This window comes from Arthrobacter bussei (genome assembly GCF_009377195.2).
Classification (GTDB): Bacteria; Actinomycetota; Actinomycetes; order Actinomycetales; family Micrococcaceae; genus Arthrobacter_D; species Arthrobacter_D bussei.
Genome location: NZ_VJXX01000001.1, coordinates 1,379,275 through 1,397,231 on the forward strand (window position 1 = coordinate 1,379,275; position 17,957 = coordinate 1,397,231).

The 17,957-nt window shown below is 66.6% G+C and carries 14 protein-coding genes and 1 pseudogene; 4 read left to right on the forward strand and 11 right to left on the reverse strand.

Annotation, left to right across the window (positions count from 1 at the left end; translation table 11 throughout):
• The first annotated feature begins 2 nt into the window (after positions 1-2).
• From hpaE to FNH21_RS06560, 4 genes are read left to right on the forward strand one after another with little or no spacing between them, the layout of a single operon-like run.
• Entirely contained in the window at positions 3-1,553 is a 1,551-nt protein-coding gene (gene hpaE / locus FNH21_RS06545) for a 5-carboxymethyl-2-hydroxymuconate semialdehyde dehydrogenase (RefSeq protein ID WP_152813197.1), read from the forward strand.
• A gap of 40 nt (positions 1,554-1,593) precedes the next feature.
• Positions 1,594-2,667 carry a 3,4-dihydroxyphenylacetate 2,3-dioxygenase gene (gene hpaD / locus FNH21_RS06550; RefSeq protein WP_152813199.1) on the forward strand — a complete coding sequence of 358 codons (1,074 nt, stop codon included), beginning with the start codon at positions 1,594-1,596 and terminating at the stop codon, positions 2,665-2,667.
• Positions 2,668-2,669: 2 nt separating this feature from the next.
• Positions 2,670-3,455 (forward strand): 2-oxo-hept-4-ene-1,7-dioate hydratase, encoded by a 786-nt coding sequence (gene hpaH / locus FNH21_RS06555; protein WP_152813201.1) that lies wholly within the window; start codon positions 2,670-2,672, stop codon positions 3,453-3,455.
• Complete coding sequence (locus FNH21_RS06560) at positions 3,440-4,246, forward strand: aldolase/citrate lyase family protein (RefSeq protein ID WP_191931666.1); 807 nt, start codon at positions 3,440-3,442, stop codon at positions 4,244-4,246. Before hpaH ends, FNH21_RS06560 begins: the two co-directional genes overlap by 16 nt.
• Before the next feature lie 66 nt (positions 4,247-4,312).
• Here FNH21_RS06560 and FNH21_RS06565 read toward each other — a convergent pair whose 3' ends face one another.
• The 11 genes and pseudogenes from FNH21_RS06565 to FNH21_RS06615 form a co-directional block, all read right to left on the reverse strand.
• Positions 4,313-5,323, reverse strand: coding sequence for a DUF808 family protein (locus FNH21_RS06565; RefSeq protein WP_191931667.1), 1,011 nt, complete (start codon positions 5,321-5,323; stop codon positions 4,313-4,315).
• 523 nt (positions 5,324-5,846) lie between these two features.
• Positions 5,847-6,941, reverse strand: a complete 1,095-nt coding sequence (locus FNH21_RS06570) for a Gfo/Idh/MocA family protein (protein WP_191931668.1) — start codon at positions 6,939-6,941, stop codon at positions 5,847-5,849.
• Entirely contained in the window at positions 6,926-7,621 is a 696-nt protein-coding gene (locus FNH21_RS06575) for a ThuA domain-containing protein (RefSeq protein ID WP_055766735.1), read from the reverse strand. The genes FNH21_RS06570 and FNH21_RS06575 overlap by 16 nt, the downstream gene beginning before the upstream one ends.
• 257 nt (positions 7,622-7,878) lie before the next feature.
• Positions 7,879-8,217: pseudogene (locus FNH21_RS17535) on the reverse strand (sugar phosphate isomerase/epimerase); the annotation flags it as partial.
• Entirely contained in the window at positions 8,210-9,388 is a 1,179-nt protein-coding gene (locus FNH21_RS06585; protein ID WP_152814148.1) for a Gfo/Idh/MocA family protein, read from the reverse strand. The pseudogene FNH21_RS17535 and the gene FNH21_RS06585, both read right to left, overlap by 8 nt.
• A gap of 293 nt (positions 9,389-9,681) precedes the next feature.
• Entirely contained in the window at positions 9,682-10,431 is a 750-nt protein-coding gene (locus tag FNH21_RS06590; protein ID WP_191931669.1) for a YfbU family protein, read from the reverse strand.
• 173 nt (positions 10,432-10,604) lie between these two features.
• Complete coding sequence (gene arfA, locus FNH21_RS06595; RefSeq protein ID WP_191931670.1) at positions 10,605-12,110, reverse strand: arabinosylfuranosidase ArfA; 1,506 nt, start codon at positions 12,108-12,110, stop codon at positions 10,605-10,607.
• A 312-nt stretch (positions 12,111-12,422) separates the two neighbouring features.
• Positions 12,423-13,679: an endo-1,4-beta-xylanase gene (locus FNH21_RS06600; protein WP_152813209.1), complete on the reverse strand. Its 1,257-nt coding sequence runs from the start codon at positions 13,677-13,679 to the stop codon at positions 12,423-12,425.
• Entirely contained in the window at positions 13,676-16,021 is a 2,346-nt protein-coding gene (locus tag FNH21_RS06605) for a beta-xylosidase/alpha-l-arabinosidase (RefSeq protein WP_152814152.1), read from the reverse strand. Before FNH21_RS06605 ends, FNH21_RS06600 begins: the two co-directional genes overlap by 4 nt.
• Before the next feature lie 34 nt (positions 16,022-16,055).
• Positions 16,056-16,928 (reverse strand): carbohydrate ABC transporter permease, encoded by an 873-nt coding sequence (locus FNH21_RS06610; RefSeq protein WP_152813211.1) that lies wholly within the window; start codon positions 16,926-16,928, stop codon positions 16,056-16,058.
• Positions 16,928-17,953, reverse strand: coding sequence for a carbohydrate ABC transporter permease (locus FNH21_RS06615; protein WP_152813213.1), 1,026 nt, complete (start codon positions 17,951-17,953; stop codon positions 16,928-16,930). Before FNH21_RS06615 ends, FNH21_RS06610 begins: the two co-directional genes overlap by 1 nt.
• Positions 17,954-17,957 lie beyond the last annotated feature (4 nt).

Genomic DNA, 17,957 nt, shown 5'->3' on the forward strand with positions numbered 1-17,957 from the left:
CCATGACGACCCCTGCCGACACCGCTGCCGCCGGCTCCCGGCACTTCGTGCCCGAGGACCTGCCCACCCACCTTCAGCACTACATCGGTGGACGGACCGTCGACTCCATCGGCGGGAAGACCTTCGAGGTGCTGGATCCGGTCTCGAACCGGACCTACGCCACGGCCGCGGCCGGCCAGGCGGAGGACGTGGACGCCGCTGTCGCCGCTGCGCGGGAGGCGTTCCTGCACGGTCCGTGGCCCCGCATGAAGCCGCGCGAGCGCGCCCGCGTCCTCAACCGCATCGCGGACGCCGTGGAGGCCCAGGAATCACGGCTGGCCGAGCTCGAGACCTTCGACACGGGCCTGCCGATCACCCAGGCCAAGGGCCAGGCGCTCCGCGCCGCCGAGAACTTCCGCTTCTTCGCGGACCTCATCGTGGCCCAGTTCGACGACGCCATGAAGGTGCCCGGATCGCAGATCAACTACGTGAACCGGAAGCCCATCGGCGTCGCCGGGCTCATCACGCCCTGGAACACGCCCTTCATGCTGGAGTCCTGGAAGCTCGCGCCCGCCCTGGCCACGGGCAACACCGTGGTCCTCAAGCCCGCCGAGTTCACGCCCCTCTCCGCCTCCCTCTGGGCGCGGATCTTCGAGGACGCGGGCCTGCCGGCGGGGGTCTTCAACCTCGTGAACGGCCTCGGCGAGGAAGCGGGGGACGCGCTGGTGAAGCACCCCGGCGTCCCGCTCATCTCCTTCACCGGTGAGACCACCACCGGACAGACCATCTTCCGGAACGCCGCCGAGAACCTCAAGGGCCTCTCCATGGAGCTCGGCGGAAAGTCCCCCTGCATCGTCTTCGCGGACGCCGATCTCGACGCCGCCATCGACTCCGCGCTGTTCGGGGTGTTCTCCCTCAACGGCGAACGCTGCACGGCGGGCTCGCGCATCCTCGTCGAACGCCCGGTGTACGACGCGTTCTGCGAGGCGTATGCCGCGCGGGCGAGGGCCATCGTCGTCGGTGATCCCCACGACCCGAGGACCGAGGTCGGCGCACTCGTCCACCCCGTGCACTTCGACAAGGTGGCCTCCTACGTGGAGCTCGGGAAGACCGAGGGCCGCCTCCTCGCCGGTGGCGGACGCCCGGACCACCTCCCGGAGGGCAACTACATCGCCCCCACGGTGTTCGCCGACGTCTCCCCCGACGCGCGGATCTTCCAGGAGGAGATCTTCGGTCCCGTCGTCACCATCACGCCGTTCGACACCGACGCCGAGGCGCTCGAGCTCGCGAACAACACCCGGTACGGGCTCGCCGCCTATGTCTGGACCCGCGACCTGGCGCGCGCCCACACCTTCTCGCAGAACGTCGAGGCGGGCATGGTGTGGCTCAACAGCCACAACGTCCGCGATCTGCGCACCCCCTTCGGTGGGGTGAAGTCCTCCGGCCTCGGCCATGAGGGGGGGTACCGCTCCATCGATTTCTACACGGATCAGCAGGCCGTCCACATCACCCTCGGTACGGTCCACACCCCGAAGTTCGGCAGCATCGCGGCCTCCGCCGCCAACGAGGGCTGACCCGCCCTCCCGTCCACCCTCCCTCGAAGAAGAGAAGACCATGACTGATTTCGTCCCCACCCCCGCCCTGCCCGCCCCGGACATCGTGCGCTGCGCCTACATGGAGATCGTGGTCACCGACCTGGCCCGTTCGCGCGCCTTCTACGTCGACGTGCTCGGCCTGCACGTCACCGAGGAGGACGACGAGGCCATCTACCTGCGCTCGCTCGAGGAGTTCATCCACCACAACCTCGTGCTCCGCAAGGGGCCGGTCGCAGCCGTGGCCGCCTTCGCCTACCGGGTGAGGTCCCCCGAGGAGGTGGATGCCGCGGAGGCGTACTACCGCGAGCTGGGCTGCCGCACCGAGCGTCGTGCCGGCGGCTTCACGAAGGGCATCGGCGACTCGGTCCGGGTCGAGGACCCCCTCGGCTTCCCCTACGAGTTCTTCTACGAGGTGGAGCACGTGGAACGGCTGACGCAGCGCTACGACCTGTACTCCGCGGGTGAACTGGTCCGGCTGGACCATTTCAACCAGGTCACCCCCGACGTCCCCCGCGGCAGGGCGTACCTCGAGGACCTCGGCTTCCGCGTCTCGGAGGACATCCAGGACGCCGACGGCGTCAGCTACGCGGTGTGGATGCACCGCAAGCAGACCGTCCATGACACGGCGCTGACCGGAGGCGATGGACCGCGCATGCACCACGTCGCCTTCGCCACCCATGAGAAGCACAACATCATCCAGATCTGCGACAAGATGGGCGCCCTCCGCATCTCCGACCGCATCGAGCGCGGCCCCGGGCGCCACGGTGTCTCGAACGCCTTCTACCTGTACATCCTCGATCCGGACGACCACCGCATCGAGATCTACACGCAGGACTACTACACGGGTGATCCGGACAATCCCACCGTCACGTGGGACGTGCACGACAACCAGCGCCGCGACTGGTGGGGCAACGCCGTCGTGCCGTCCTGGTACACCGAGGCGTCCCTGGTGCTCGACCTCGACGGCAAACCGCAGCCCGTCACGGCCCGCGAGGACAGGAGCGAGATGGCGGTGACCGTCGGCGCCGACGGCTTCTCCTACACCCGGGACGCGGGCACCGAGAAGGGCTTCAAGCTCGGGGCGCAGCTGTAGCCATGCTGGACACGACGACGATCCGGGCCATCGCGGACGAACTCCTCGAAGCGGGCCGCACGCGGACCCCGGTCCCCCTCCTGACCGCCCGCTACCCGGACATGACGGTCGAGGACTCCTACGCCGTCCAGCGCCTGTGGCGGCAGCGGAACGAGGCTGCCGGACGCACGCTGGTGGGGCGCAAGATCGGCCTGACCTCGCGCGCCATGCAGGCCGCCACCGGCATCACCGAGCCCGACTACGGCTCCATCTTCGACGACATGGTCCTCGAGACGGGCTGCTCGGTGGAGTGGGAGCGCTACACCGGGCCACGCGTCGAGGTGGAGCTCGCGTTCGTGCTGAAGGACGATCTCACCGGGCCCGGCTGCACCCTCTTCGACGTGCTGAACGCCACCGACTACGTGGTGCCCGCCCTCGAGATCCTCGACTCACGCATCGAGATGACGGGCCGCACCATCGTGGACACCATCTCCGACAACGCGGCGATGGGCGCCATGGTGGTCGGCGGCCGGCCGGTGCGGCCCGACGCCGTCGACCTCCGATGGGTCGCCGCCCTCCTGTACCGGAACCAGGTGGTGGAGGAGACCGGTGTCGCGGCCGGGGTCCTCGACCATCCCGCCGCCGGCGTGCACTGGCTCGCGAACAAGATCGCCGCCCACGGGGACGGGCTGAAGGTCGGGGACATCATCCTCGCCGGGTCCTTCACGCGCCCGGTCGCGGTGGACCGGGGCGACACGATCCACGCCGACTACGGACCCCTGGGAGCCGTGACGTGCCACTTCCACTGAGCACCACCTTCCCCCACGCCCTCGCCGGGTCGGAGCGTCCGCTCGCCGGGATGTGGGTGTGCTCCGGCAGCCCGCTCGTCGCGGAGATCTGCGCCGGCTCCGGCCTCGACTGGCTGTTGATCGACGCCGAGCACAGCCCGAACGGGCTCGAATCGATCCTCGCCCAGCTGCAGGCCGTCCACGGCTACCCCGTGCAGGTGCTCGTGCGACCGCCCGTGAACGATCCCGTGCTCATCAAGCAGTACCTCGACCTCGGCGTGCAGAACCTGCTGATCCCCATGGTGCACTCCGTGGCGGACGCCGAGGCCGCCGTCGCGGCCACCCGGTATCCGCCCGAGGGCGTGCGGGGCGTCGGATCCGCGCTGGCACGCGCGGCGCGCTGGAACAGGGTGCCGGACTACCTCGCCACCGCGGCCGGCACGGTCAGCGTGACCGTCCAGATCGAGTCCGCCGCCGCCGTCGACGCGGTGGAGGACATCCTCGCGGTGGACGGCGTGGACGCGATCTTCGTGGGACCGTCCGATCTCGCCGCCTCGATGGGGCTGCTCGGTCAGCAGGAACACCCCGAGGTCCGTGCCGCCGTCGAGCGCTGCCTCGCTGGGGCAGGACGCGCGGATGTCCCTGCCGGCGTCAACGCCTTCAGCCCGGCGACCGCGCACCACTACCTCGACGCGGGTGCGCGCTTCATCCTCGTCGGGGCCGACGTCGCCCTGCTGGCGCGGGGGTCGGAGGGCCTGGCCACGGCCTTCGTCCGGTCTGCGGACGGCACCGGACCGGCCACGAGCTACTGACCTCCGGGCGTGCCGGCCCTCGTTGCTCGGGGCATGCCCCGCGACGGCCGGGGCCAGGCGGGCCGGTCAGGCGCCGTCGTGCCCCTTCGGGAGGTGACCCGCGACGGCCGCGCGGAGGTCACCCTCCTGGTGGTCCCCCTTCCGGCCGAACGGCAGGACCTTCAGGAGCGGGTGCACCACGGCCATGACCACGGAGCCCCAGATGGCACCGACGATCGCGGAGCACAGCGTGTTCACGAGCCAGGCGAGGAAGCCGCCGACGACGGGGATGCCGACGAACGGCTCCTCCACGGTGTGCACGAGGTCGTAGGGCAGGTGCCACCCGAGGTCGTAGGCGCCCTGCAGCATGATGTGCCCGCCGACCCACAGCATGGCGATGGTTCCGACAAGGGTGATCCCGGCGAGCACGGCGGGCATCCCCTTGACGAGGAGCGCACCGAGGCGCTTCGAGGCGGGTGAATCCTTCGTCGTCAGATGCAGCCCGATGTCGTCCATCTTGACGATCAGCGCGACCGCCCCGTAGACGGCGACCGTGATGATGAGGGCGACGACGACCAGGATGATCCCCTTGGCCCAGATGGACTCGGCCGCCACCTCGTTGAGCGAGATGACCATGATCTCGCAGGAGAGGATGAAGTCGGTGGTGATGGCCCCCTTGGTGACCTTCGCCTCGGCTTCCGGTCCGCGGTCGACGGCGGGGGTGTCCTTCGCCTCGTGGTGGCCCCGGAGCTTGTGCCACACCTTCTCGGCGCCCTCGTAGCAGAGGTAGGTCCCGCCGAGCATCAGGACGAACGGGATGACCCCGGGGATGAAGGCGCTGATCAGCAGCAGTGCCGGCAGGATGATCAGCAGCTTGTTGCGGAGCGAACCCCAGAAGATCCGCTTGATCATCGGCAGTTCACGGGAGGGATCGGCGCCGGAGACGTACTGCGGCGTCACGGCGGCGTCGTCGATCACCACGCCCGCGGCCTTCATGCTCGCCCGTCCGGCACCGGCGGCGACGTCGTCCACCGAGGCGGCGGCGATGCGCGCGAGGGCCGCGACGTCGTCGAGCAGCGCGACGAGGCCGCCGCTCACAGGGACCCACCCCCCGCGGGGACGGACGGCTGGGCGTGGACGCCCCGGTCGGAGCAGGTGTTCGGCATGGTCAGATCATATGTCGGGGCGGGCACCGGCGGCGGGCGGGAGTCCCGATCCCGCCGCCGCGGCCCTCACGGCCGCTCCGCCCTCTCGGCTCGATCGATGGCCCGGCCGAGGCGTTCGCGGTCCGACGAGCTGACCAGCCTGTACTGGCACGTGGGTCGCCCCGGCCCATCGAGATGACACACGTCACGAGTCGCGGTGAGAGGAGCCTGGTTGCAGCCACTCACTGCAACCAGGCCCTTCTCCTCGACCGGCGTGTGCTTCGCACGACCGGTCGAGCACCCATCCAGCTATCGCGGACCGGATGGGACGCAGGGCAATCAGTGGCCTTCCGAGGAAACCTCGAGTCAGTGAGCAGATTCGGTGCTGCCCGAGGCGAAGGACGTTCTGCGGAACTGCGGTCAGAGAGATTCCAGGAGACGGCCTCTCCCGTCGTCGACCCAGGGGCAACCGTCCCTCACAGGGAGGTCAGCGGCACCAGGGGGGGTCTGACCACCGTGCTCCGTATCGTCTCGGCCCTCCCGCTGGAGGTAGAAGTCAGCAGCGATTCCATGACGTCGAGTACGTGGTAGGCGAGGTTGCCGTTCGCCCTGTGCTGCTCGCCGTTCGGCGTTGATGCCATGTCGGCGAGCCCGTACCCCCTGCCCGCACCGGTGTATCCCGCACTGACGGGAAGCACCGTCCACCCGTCCTGATGCCCGTTCCCGAGGCTGCAGATGGACACCTCGCCGTCGAAATAGTTCGGATCAGGAACGGTGAGGCTGGCCAGCTCCCCGTGTATCTCGATATTGGAAGCCCGCGTTCGTACCGCATCGAAACTCATGACCAGGGTGGAAAGAGCTCCGGACTCGTGGACGAGGACGCCGGTAACGTGCGTGTCGATGGAGACGGGTACGGTCTGTCCCGCGCGCGGACCGGATTCGATGGTCCGCTCCTTCCGCGTGTGGCTGGCCGCACCGATGACGGACGTGACCGGCCCCAGCAGGGTGACGAGCGCGGTGACGTAGTACGGGCCCATGTCCAGCAGGGGCCCGCCACCGGGGACGTAGTAGAAGTCGGGGTTGGGGTGCCACCGTTCGTGGCCCGGTGCCATCATCGTGGCCGAGGCCGAGATCGGGCGGCCGATCATGCCGCTGTCGATGGCATCGCGGGCTGTCTGGATGCCTGTCCCGAGCACGGTGTCGGGCGCACACCCGATGCGCACTCCGGCTTCGGTGGCCAGGGCGAGCACCTCCCGTGCTTCACCCGTGCTCGCAGCGAGGGGCTTTTCGCCGTAGACGTTCTTGCCGGCAGCGATGGCCAGGGAAGCCACTTCTGCGTGGGCGGCAGGGATCGTGAGGTTCAGGACCGTGTCGATCCCGGGGTCGGCCAGGAGCTCGTCCACCGTCAGCGCCCGCACGCTCTCCTGCGATGCGGCGACGGCTTCCGCGCGGCTGAAGTCGAGATCCGCCACCGCCCTCAGATTCACCGATTCCAGCGACGGCAGGGTCTTCAGGTACTGGGCCACGATCGCTCCGCAGCCGATGATTCCGACGTTCAACGGCTCGCCCACAGCAAACCCCTTTCGATGATGGTTCGGACGTTCGGATCATCGAGGATCTCGACGCGGTGACCGGGCGTCGAGACGAAGATGCGTCCCTCGCCCCACTGCCGGGTCCAGACGGCCGGAGACGTCACGGGGCGGTTCCACGGGTCCCAGTCACGGACCGCCTGGGTCGTGGTCGCGAGCACGTCGATGTAGTCGTCCGCCAGGACCCAGTACTGCTCCGTGACGAGGTCGAAGTCCCCGATCCCCTGCATGATCGGATGGTCCGCCGCAGCCGGCAGCACGGTGACCCGATAGGGCACGTAGTTGTCGGACTGCTCGCCGATCCTCTCGTCCGGATGCTTGCCCGGATGGCACGCGAACTGCCCCCCGATGAGATGGAGGTAGTCCGACTCGTTGCGGTAGGAATCGGCGATGCCGCCGTGCCATCCCGCGAGCCCGGTCCCCGCTTCGATGGCGGCCCGTAGCCCGATGAACTCGTCCTTCTCGATGGTGTTCATCGTGGTGCACTGGAGGATCAGGTCCACGGTCGACAGGTAATCCGCATCCGCGTAGATCTTCGGCGATCCCTCGACCCGGACGGTGTACCCGTTCTCGCGGAGGAACGGGATGAAACGGTCCGTAGCCTCAACGGGCTGGTGACCGTCCCACCCCCCGCGGACGACGAGTGCTTTCTTCATGGTCATGATCCTTCTTTCGTGGAGGCGTGCTCGGATACGTCAGGGATGCCCGCGTTCCGCACCGGGAAAGCGGCGTCGACGGCGGCAGCAGACGGGGCTGGGCGTGCCAGCTCTCGGACGAGCGCCAACGCTCGTGGGGCGCCGATGAGCCGGTCCATCCCGGCGTCCTCCCACTCGATGCTGGTGGGGCCTTCGTAGCCGATCGAGTTGAACATGCGGATCGGGTTCCACGGGACGTCCCCGTGCCCGGTGACGAAGTCCCGGCCCTCGGGATCGCCGTCGCCCCGGACCTCGATGGCGAGGATGCCCTGGTGGCGTTCGTCGATCAGGCCATCGCACACGGCCTGTCCCGTCAGGTGGATGGCGATTGCATGGACGCTGAGGTTGTTCTCCGCGAGGATCCGCAGCCGGTCCTGCACGTAGTCGTCGTCGTGCGCCGCCCGAACCGGGTCCAGGTGATCCCCCCAGCAGGCGATCTCGAGACCGTCGTCGCCCCACTCGCCGGCCGGCCGGGCGACCTGCTCGAAGGGTAGGTCGGCCCATTGCCCGGTGAACAGGGTGACGGGGCGCGGTCCGATACCGGCCGGGGCAGCCTCAGACATGCTGCCACCCCGAGTCGTTCGCTGCGCTTCGCTCGATGGCGTGCAGGACCTTCTGGACCCCAAGGGCCTCGTCGAAGGACGGCGAAGGCGCCACGCCGTCGGCGATCGCCTGCACCAGGTCCACGACCTGGTGCGTGAAGCCGTGCTCGTAGCCGAGGCCATGCCCGGCCGGCCACCAGTTCCCGGTGTAGGGGTGCACGGGTTCGGTGACATTGATGGTGCTGAAGCCCGAGGTCTCGGCGGGCTGAGTGCCGTCGTAGAACTCCAGTGAGTTCATGTTCTCGAAGTCGAAGGCGAGCGAACCGAGGCTGCCGTTGACTTCGAGCCTCATCGAGTTCTTCCTGCCGAGCGCGAAGCGCGTGGCCTCGAACACCCCGATAGCCCCTGAGTCGAAGCGCGCGCTGAAGACAGCGGCGTCGTCGACCGTGACTGTTCCGGTGCCCCCGTCACTGGCGCCCTGACCGCCCAGGCCCACGAGGGTCCCGCCGAGGGGACGCTCGTTCACGAACGTGGTGAGGAGACCGGAGACCCCCGTGACTCGCAAGCCGGAGACGTACTGCGCGGCGTCGATGCTGTGCGCTCCGATGTCCCCCAGCGCGCCCGAACCAGACCTGCTCCTGTCCAGGCGCCAGGTCATCGGCGCAGTCTCATCCGACAGCCAGTCCTGGAGGTACTGGGCGCGGATGTGCCGGATGGTCCCGATCCTCCCCTGCCCGACGAGCCGCCGGGCGAGGGCGAGAGCCGGAGTGCGGCGATAGGAGAACCCGCACATCGCGAAGACACCCTTCGCCGCGGCGGCCTGCGCTGCCGCCGCCATGCGCTCCGCCTCCTCGACCGAGTTCGCCAGCGGCTTCTCGCAGAGCACGTGCTTGCCGGCTTCCAACGCCGCGATCGCGATCTCCGCATGCGTATCCCCGGGGGTGCAGATATCGATCAGGTCGACGTCATCACGATCCACCAGGGCCCGCCAATCCACCTCGGTGTCCGCCCATCCCATCTTCCCGGCCGCGGCCTTCACGGCACGTCCGTCCCGACCTGCGAGGACGGCGAGCTCGGGGTGAAGAGGCAGGTCGAAAAAGCGGGGCGCGGTGCGCCAGGCATGGGAGTGCATCGCTCCCATGAAGGCATAGCCGACCATACCGACCCGCAGGGCGGGCTTGTCTGTGGACATCATGAGGCTGGTAGTTCCTTTCATCAAGAGAATCGAGCAAGAATCTCGCCCTCACCTTATGCAGCGAACGAGTTGCCCGGTTTCCCGATCAAAGCAAGATCTTTGACGACGGGAAACGGCCCACCTGCAGCTATCCGCATCACAGGTAGCAGTCAGAAGCTTCCACTGGTCGGTCATCAGCAGATGGACGGTGGCAAACGTGGAGGGCCCTGACCGAGACGAAGGAATCACCCCGGCCGTTCCTCCGGATCCGCGCCCGGGATCCTCACGTCCGCGATGTCGCAATCCATCCATCAACCCCGCTCATCCGGGACGGTCTCCAGGACCTGCCTGATCTGCTCTTCTGACAAGTGCCAGCGCGTGCCGTCTCTCACTACCTGGCTCCAGAGAGGTTTGAAGGCACGCAGCATGGATCTGTAGGTCGGCACCATCTCGGTAGGCGAGACGCCGCCCTCCTCCAGGACGACATCAGCTTGTTCGGTCCATCGGTCGTGCTTCACGAGGTATCTGGCGTAGCCGAGCATGCGACTCTCGAGTGGATGGTTTCCGTCGAAACCACGGAACGTGCCGTAGCGCTCGTCCACCCCGAGGTGCTGCCACCCCCCGTCGAGGGCTCTGGCACTGGCTCCGATGACCCGGAACATGTCGAAGATGTCCCATACGAGCTCACATTCCGCCTGAGACATCGGAGTGACTATCCCAGCGAACTCCGCCGAATAGTCCCCGACGAATCCGCTTTCCAGAATCTGGATCGCTTGGACCTCATCGTCCTTGTTGTAGTAGGCCTCTCCGAGGTCTCCCTTCGCTGCCAGAATCAACCGGTGCGCCTGAACGAGCATCCTGCGCTCGAAGGGTGATAGATCAGGGTTGTCGACGTCCAGGTCCGACCCATCGCCATCTGCGCCCTCTCGTACTTCGAACTGCATGTTCTCGGCGAGTTGGTCCCGAATGTAACGACTGAGCGTCACATCGTGCAGCCGCGCTGCTTCTGCAATTCGATCTCGCAGTTCCTCGTCGAGTCGTATCGTGACGGTGGTGACCATGCAGGCCTCCTCTCGGGGCAGATACCCTTGCGCGGGTCGGTCGGCACTAACGTGAGTCATGAGGGGTAGATCCTTTGTACGAATATGTGTGCCGGTGCATCCAACCCCGAATCCGGGACTCAGGCCGTTGTCACACGGCATCCCTTGACGTGGTGAGCGCCAGGACCGGAGAGCTACCTGAGGCTGATGGCTGACCAGGACACAGGCGGAAGGATCAGGGTGAGCGTCCCTTCGTTGAGAGCGACGCTCCCGAGTGGTGCGAGGCCGACCCGGTTCTGGTCCTCGAACGTGTTCTTCGCGTAGACGTCGTCATCGTGCAGGGTGAGTGCCTCGGTGATCGTGGTGGCTCCCAGATCGGAAACGTCGATCGAGACGTCGATCGATTCGGTTCGACTGCGGTTCACGAGGAACACTGCAGACGAGCCGGCCTCCACATCGATTGTTGCAACGGCGTCGACGAGAGGGGCAGGGCCGTAGACGGAAGTCTCGTAGGTGGCCACCTCGATGATCGGGCGAAGGATCTGGCCTCGGGCCAGGCGTGCCGTGACCGAGAAAGGGAAGAACGTACTCTGACGCCATGCAGCACCACCTGGTTCGGTCCTGATCGGCGCGATGACGTTGACGAGTTGTGCCAGCGATGCAGAGGTGACTCTGTCGTGGTTCTTGAGCAGGGTGATCAGGAGGTTGCCGAGCACGACGGCGTCAGCGACGGAGTACACGTCCTCGAGCTGGCGGGGCGCATAGGTCCACTGGTCATTGACCTGGCCGGACGCTTGATGCTCGTCGAGATACCAGATATTCCACTCGTCGAAGGACAGGTTGATGGTCTTGTCGCTGCGCACCTTGTGTTTGACGTGATCAGCGGCGGCGACGACGGCTCGGATGAAGTACTCCATGTCCAAGGACGAGGCGAGGTAGGAATCGAGGTCACCACCGCGCTCCTGGTAGTACGCGTGGCAGGAGATGTAGTCCACATGTTCATAGGCGTGTTCGAGCACGATGCGCTCCCAGTCGCCAAAGGTGGGCATCGAGGACCCGGAGGATCCACAGGCCACGAGTTCCAGGGTCTTGTCCGCCGCTTTCATGGCCTGTGCGGTCCGGGCAGCGATCTGGCCGTAAGCGTCGGCGCTCATGTACCCGGTTTGCCACGGTCCGTCCATCTCGTTTCCCAGACACCACATGCGTATGTCGTGGGGCTCCACAGCGCCGTTGGCGATGCGTTGGTCGCTCAGTGCCGTTCCTGCTGGATGGTTGGCGTACTCCAGGAGGTCAAGGGCACTGTCGATCCCACGAGTCCCGAGGTTCACCGCCATCATCAACTCCGAGCCGGTGAGTTTGCACCAGCGAGCGAACTCGTCGATTCCTACGTGGTTCGACTCCAGAGCATGCCAGGCGAGGTCGCGGCGTACCGGGCGTTGATCGCGTGGTCCCACACCGTCTTCCCAGCGATAACCCGACACGAAGTTGCCACCCGGGTAACGGATGGTGGTCGATCCGAGCTCCTTGACGAGCTCGACCACGTCGAGCCGGAACCCGTCCTCATTGGCGGTGGGATGATCAGGCTCGTGAATCCCGCCGTACACACACCGGCCGAGGTGCTCGACGAACGACCCGAAGATCCTGCGGTTCAGGGGTGCAACGATCGCTGAACGTTCAATACTGATACGGGCATCGGTCACAACATGATCCTGTCCATCATTACGTCTGAGGAAACTCTTCCCTCAGAGCCCGCGCCCCCCGAGCGGAGACATGCCCGGGGCCTTGGCCCTGGTGTGGAACACGGAACTGCTCGGCATCGCTCCTCCTGAGCGAAGCGTTCCTCCATCGCCGTCATCGCCTTCATGCACAACACCTCGCAGGACGTAGGGGCGGTGTGAGGATCGCCTGGACCCACCACCGGTCCGAGGAATGACGAGGTCGACCGCGTTCCGGGCCGTGTGACGAGTTGCCGGGTGCAGGTGGTTGTGGTCCGGTTGGCGCGACGATCGGAGTCAGCACAATCGGATCGCGTCCGTCTCACGACCCCGGGAGAGCGAGACGGGGGCGCTCCGCCCGTCGCGCGTGATCACGTAATCACCGAAGAACCCTGCGATCGACACCTGTCCGTCATGATTCGTGCGCATCGATGTTCGAGGCAGCCACCATTCGTCCTTGATCAGCGACCGCAGTGCATGGAACGAGGGTTTCGGCGTGCCGTCGGCACGGACCATTCCGCCCGGTGCGCCGAGCCATGCTCCGTCGTCGGTGAACCCCCAGTAGGTGATGGCGTGCACCGCTGGGTGACCCACGAGCGAACGATAGTGGCGGACGATCTCATCGGCTTGCCTGGCCTCTCCACCGGGTGTCGATGGCCAGGAGGGGATCTGATAGTCGTTGAGGTCGACGATCTCCGGTGGCATGAGGTCCCCCGACAGCAACGTGGTCTCCGTCAGATGGAGGGGCAGCCCGAAGCGGGCGAACCGGTCGACCATCGCGAGCATGGTCTCTTCTCCCCAGTACCCCTGATGCATGTGCGTCTGCAGGCCGATCGCGTCTACGGCGATCCCTGCTTCGAGCACGCCCTCGATCAGGGCTTCGTAGTCCGTCGACAGGTCGAAGTCATTCAGGACGAGAGTTGCCGACGGGTTGGCGGCGCGAGCTTCCTCGAACGCGAGCTGAATCATGGGCACGCGGCCGATGCTCTGCGCGAGCCGGGTGATGCCGTTGTCCTCTGCGGTGAAGACGGGCATGATCACGACCTCGTTGATGGCGTCCCACGTGTCGATCACCCCTGAGAAGTTGGTGACCTCGCGTCGGATCCTCTCGCGTTGCAACCGCTCGATCTCCGCGACCGGTAGACCGGTGAGCCACTCGGGCGCGAGTGTGTGCCAGGTCAGCGGGTGCCCCTTCACCGTCACGCCGTGCTCAGCGAACCACGAGGCGGCCCGCAGCAGTCTTTGAGTGTCGGGCTTGCCGCGGGTCGGCTCGAATCCCCGCCAGTAGAACGGAAGGGTCGCAGTGTTGAAGAGGTCCAGCCACATCGTCCCGAGCTCCGGCAGGCCGTCGAGCTGCGCCCCGCCGGGAACGGGCTCCGCCGCGGTGTCCTGCGCGGTCTCACCATTGGCCAGCGGGATGAAGTCGAAACCGATGTTGCCGAAGGCGAACTCGTGACTCTGCTGTTCCACGGTGACATGTGCGTTGCGCACAGGGTCGCCGACGGCGTCCAGCACCCTGATCTGCATGGTTCCCCGGCGGTGATCGACACTCATGAGGCGCTGCGTGCAATCTCGGTGAAGCTCGGGTGGAAGACCCGGTCGAAGCCGACGACGCGGGCTTCACCGGCGAGCTGCACCGAGTGCGTGATCCGCAGATCGGTGCTCGATGCCCCGAGAGCAAGGACGATCTCCCCCGGTTCGACGACCCGCTGGCCGTTCCTGCCCGTGAAGCTGGTGACATCTGCGGGGACGTGTATCGAGAGTTCGACGGATTCGCCCGGGTTCAGGTCGACGCGCTGAAATCCGACGAGACGCTGCACCGGGCGCACCACTGACGCGACCGGATCGTGGACGTAGATCTGGACTGTCTCCGTCCCGGAGCGGTCCCCGGTATTGCTGAGACGGAGGCCGAGGGTCGCCGTGCCGTCGACTCCGACCGTGTTCGGTCCGTGCTGGCCGGCACTCCAGTCGAAGGTCGTGTAGCCCATCCCGTGCCCGAACGCGAAGGCTGCGGTCGGGTCGATGCTGGACACGTCGTTGGAGCGCGCAAGGGGAGCGGCCAGATAGGTGGACGGTTGCGTTCCCTCCGAGGCCGGGATGCTGACGGGCAGGCGTCCGCTCGGATTGACCCGGCCGGAGAGGATGCCGGCGAGTGCTCCGGTTCCTTCTTCTCCTGCGAAGAACGCCTGCACGATCGCACCGGCGCCCGTGACAGCGGATCCGAGCGCGTACGGTCGTCCGGCGAGCAGCGTGACGACTGCAGGAGTCGATGTCGCCAGCACGGCGTCGAGAAGGTCCTGCTGGGCTCCGGGTAGACGGAGCGACTCGACGTCGCACCCCTCACCGCTCGTCCCGCGGCCGAAAAGCCCGGCCCGGTCACCGAGGGCGACGATGACGACGTCGGCCCGCGTTGCAGCCTCCACGGCTGCTGCGATCCCTGCGGTCTCTCCTCCGTCGATCGTCGTGCCTGGCACGTACTCGATGTCAGCTTCGGGAAACTCGATGCGGAGGCTGGCCAACAGTGTCGGTAGTTCGATGCCGAGGGGCGTGTCGGGATGCTGCACGCCGACATGCGCGGGGAACGAGTAGCAGCCGAGCACGGCGAAGGGGTCGTCGGTCGTCGGCCCGACGACGGCGATCCGGCGGGGAGCGGCGAGCGGAAGGGTCCCGTCATTGCTCACCAGCACGATGGATTGCTCGGCGATCTCGCGGGCGACCGTCCGATTGCCGGCGTTGTCCAGGTCGATGGTGCCGCGGATGCCGTCCGCCGTGTCCACGTCGACGTCCCGCAACGCTTCGGGGGTCGCATCCCAGTCCGGATCGAGCAGCCCCAGTTCGACCTTCTGGCGCAGCACGCGCCGGAGCGCGCGATCGACGACCGACTCGGGCAGCTCGCCCGACCGGACCGCTTCAGCCAGCGGTGCGCCGAAAGTCTTCACAGTCGGCAGTTCGACGTCAACGCCCGCAGTGAGCGCGAGAGCGGCGGCCTCGCCCCACGACCCTGCGACGCCGTGCAGCATTTTCAGGAAGGCGATCCCGAAGTAGTCGGCCACGACCGTGCCGTCGAAACCCCAGGCGTCGCGCAGGACCCCGGTGAGCAGCGACTCGTCCGCCGCCGATGGCACACCGTCCATGTCGGTATAGGAGTGCATGACCGAACGCGGCTTGCCCTCCCTCATGACCATCTCGAACGGGACGAGCAGGACATCGGCGAGTTCACGCGGCCCGACCGACACCGGCGCGAGGTTGCGGCCGGCCTTCGACGCCGAGTATCCGACGAAGTGCTTGAGCGTTGCGACGATCCCTGCGGACTCGAGGCCCCGGACGTACGCCGTTCCCATGGCGCCGATGAGGTACGGGTCCTCCCCGATCGTCTCCTCCACGCGGCCCCAACGGGCATCCCGCACGACGTCGAGCACCGGGGCGAGGCCCTGGTGGATGCCGACCGAGCGCATGTCGGAACCGATGCGGCGCGACATCCGCTCGATGAGCCCCGGGTTGAACGAGGCCCCCCAGGCGAGGGGCACCGGATAGGCGGTCGCCCCCCAGGTGGCGAAGCCGGCGAGGCACTCTTCGTGCGCGACAGCCGGGATGCCGAACCGGTTGGATGCTGCGATCCGACGCTGGCTGCGGAGGAGGGACAGCGCTCCGAGTGCCGGGTCGACCGGAGCCGAGCCGAACGGCCGAGTCAACTGGCCGAGCCCGTTCGGTAGGAGAGCGTCGAGGTCGATGACGTCGTCCATGTCGTTCTGATGGGGTGCAACGTCTCCGCCCTCGGTGGACGCTCCGACCCAGACGCCGAACAGCTGGGCGATCTTCTCCTCGAGCGTGAGCTCGGTCAGGAGTGCTTCGGCACGGTCGGAAGCAGATGCGGTCACGTCGTGCCATGCCGGCATGGTCGTCGTGGATGTCGTGGTGCTCAAGGGGGTCCTAACCTTTGACGGCGCCGGTAAGTCCACCGACGATGCGACGCTCGAACAGCGTGAAGAATATGAGTGCCGGAATCATGGACAGGGAGGTGAAGGCGAGAACCTTCGCCGTGTCCACCGAATACTGCGACGCGAACGCCTGGACGCCGAGCGGCAGGGTGTACGTCGCCTGGTCACCGAGGATGAACAGCGGCAGGAGATAGCTGTTCCAGCTCGCTACGAACGCAAGGATGCCCGTCGTCACCACGCCCGGCAGCGACAGGGGAACGACCATCCGGAAGAAGAAGCCCAGCCGGCTGGTCCCGTCGATCGACGCCGCCTCTTCGATCTCATCGGGGATGGCCTTGAGGAACGGCACCAGGATGATGATCGTCACCGGCAAGCCGAAGGCGATCTGCGGGAGTATCACGCCGGCGAGGCTGTTCATCAGGCCCAGTTCCCTGACGAGGATGTAGAGCGGCGTGATCGCCACGGTCATCGGGAACATGAGCCCGGCAGCGAACAGTGAGTACATGGCCCCGCGGCCGGCGAACCTGTACCGCGCGAGGACGAAGCTCGCCATCAGGCCGAGCACCACCACACCGATGGTCGTAGCGAGCCCGGCAATCGCCGAGTTGCCGACCTGCTGCCAGAAGGTCCGGCTCGCGAGCACCTCCGCGTAGTTGTCGAAATTCCACGGATCCGGGAACCCGGCGGGCGAATTGGTGATCTGCGAGTTGTCACGGAACCCACCGAGGATGATGTAGACGACAGGTCCGAGACAGAGTGCGATGAAGACGAAGGCGATGAAATATGTCGCCGGGCTCCCCCACTCCTGGCGGTCACTCGGCGGACGCTTCTTGTGCAGGCGTGGTGGACCTTCGAGAACAGCCATCACTTCTTTCCTTCTGTGAGGGCACCGGCAGTGTCGCGTGAAAGGACGAACCGCTGGTAGATCAGTGCGATGACGAGGGAGATCAGGAACATGACGACGGCGACAGCACTGCCGTAGCCGAAGTTGCCGGACGTGCGTCCATTGGCGACCATGTAGGTGGCCATGGTCGAGGTCCCAGCAGTGGAGGCGACGTACTGGCCCCAGATGATGAAGACCAGGTCGAACAACTGCAGCGAGCCGATAATCGACAGGAACGCCCAGATCCGCAGGGTCGGCCCGAGGAGCGGCAGCGTGATGGTGCGCTGGATCTGCCAGTAGCTGGCTCCGTCGATCGCGGCCGCCTCGAACAATTCGTCGGGGATGCTCTGCAAGCCGGCGAGGAAGAGGATGACGGCAAAGCCGATGTACTTCCACGAGATGATCACCATCAGTGACCAGATGGCGATACTCGGATCGGAGAGCCAGTCCTTCTGGAAAGCTCCCAATCCGATGCTGTCGAGCAGGCCATTGACCGAACCGGAGGTCTGCAGCATGAGACCCCAGCCGATCCCGACAATGACCTCGGAGATGATGTACGGGACGAAGATGAGCACCCGGATGATCGAGCGGCCCCGGATCTTCTGGTTGAGCAAGAGCGCGAGGACGATCGCGATCGGTCCCTGGATGACCAGCGAAAGCACCAGGATGAACCCGTTGTGGCGCAGCACGTCATGGAACGCGCTGTCCTGAAGGATGATCAGGTAATTCTCGAAACCGACGAAGTCGGTGGCCGGACCGAAGCCCTTCCAGCGGAAGAAACCGTAGTAGCCGGCGAGGACGACCGGGAAGATCACGAAGCTGACAAACACGAGGATCGCCGGCCCGGCCAGAAGAATGATCTCGAGGCGCTTGCGCCAGTCGATTGCACGCCGTCCGGGTCGCGGTGCGGCAGGGGATGCCGCGTGAGCGCCATCCCCTGCCTCGACCGTGCCCCGCGGCGGCTGCTGGTCCGTCATCGACGGAGCACCCCCTGCAGGTTGGATCATGATC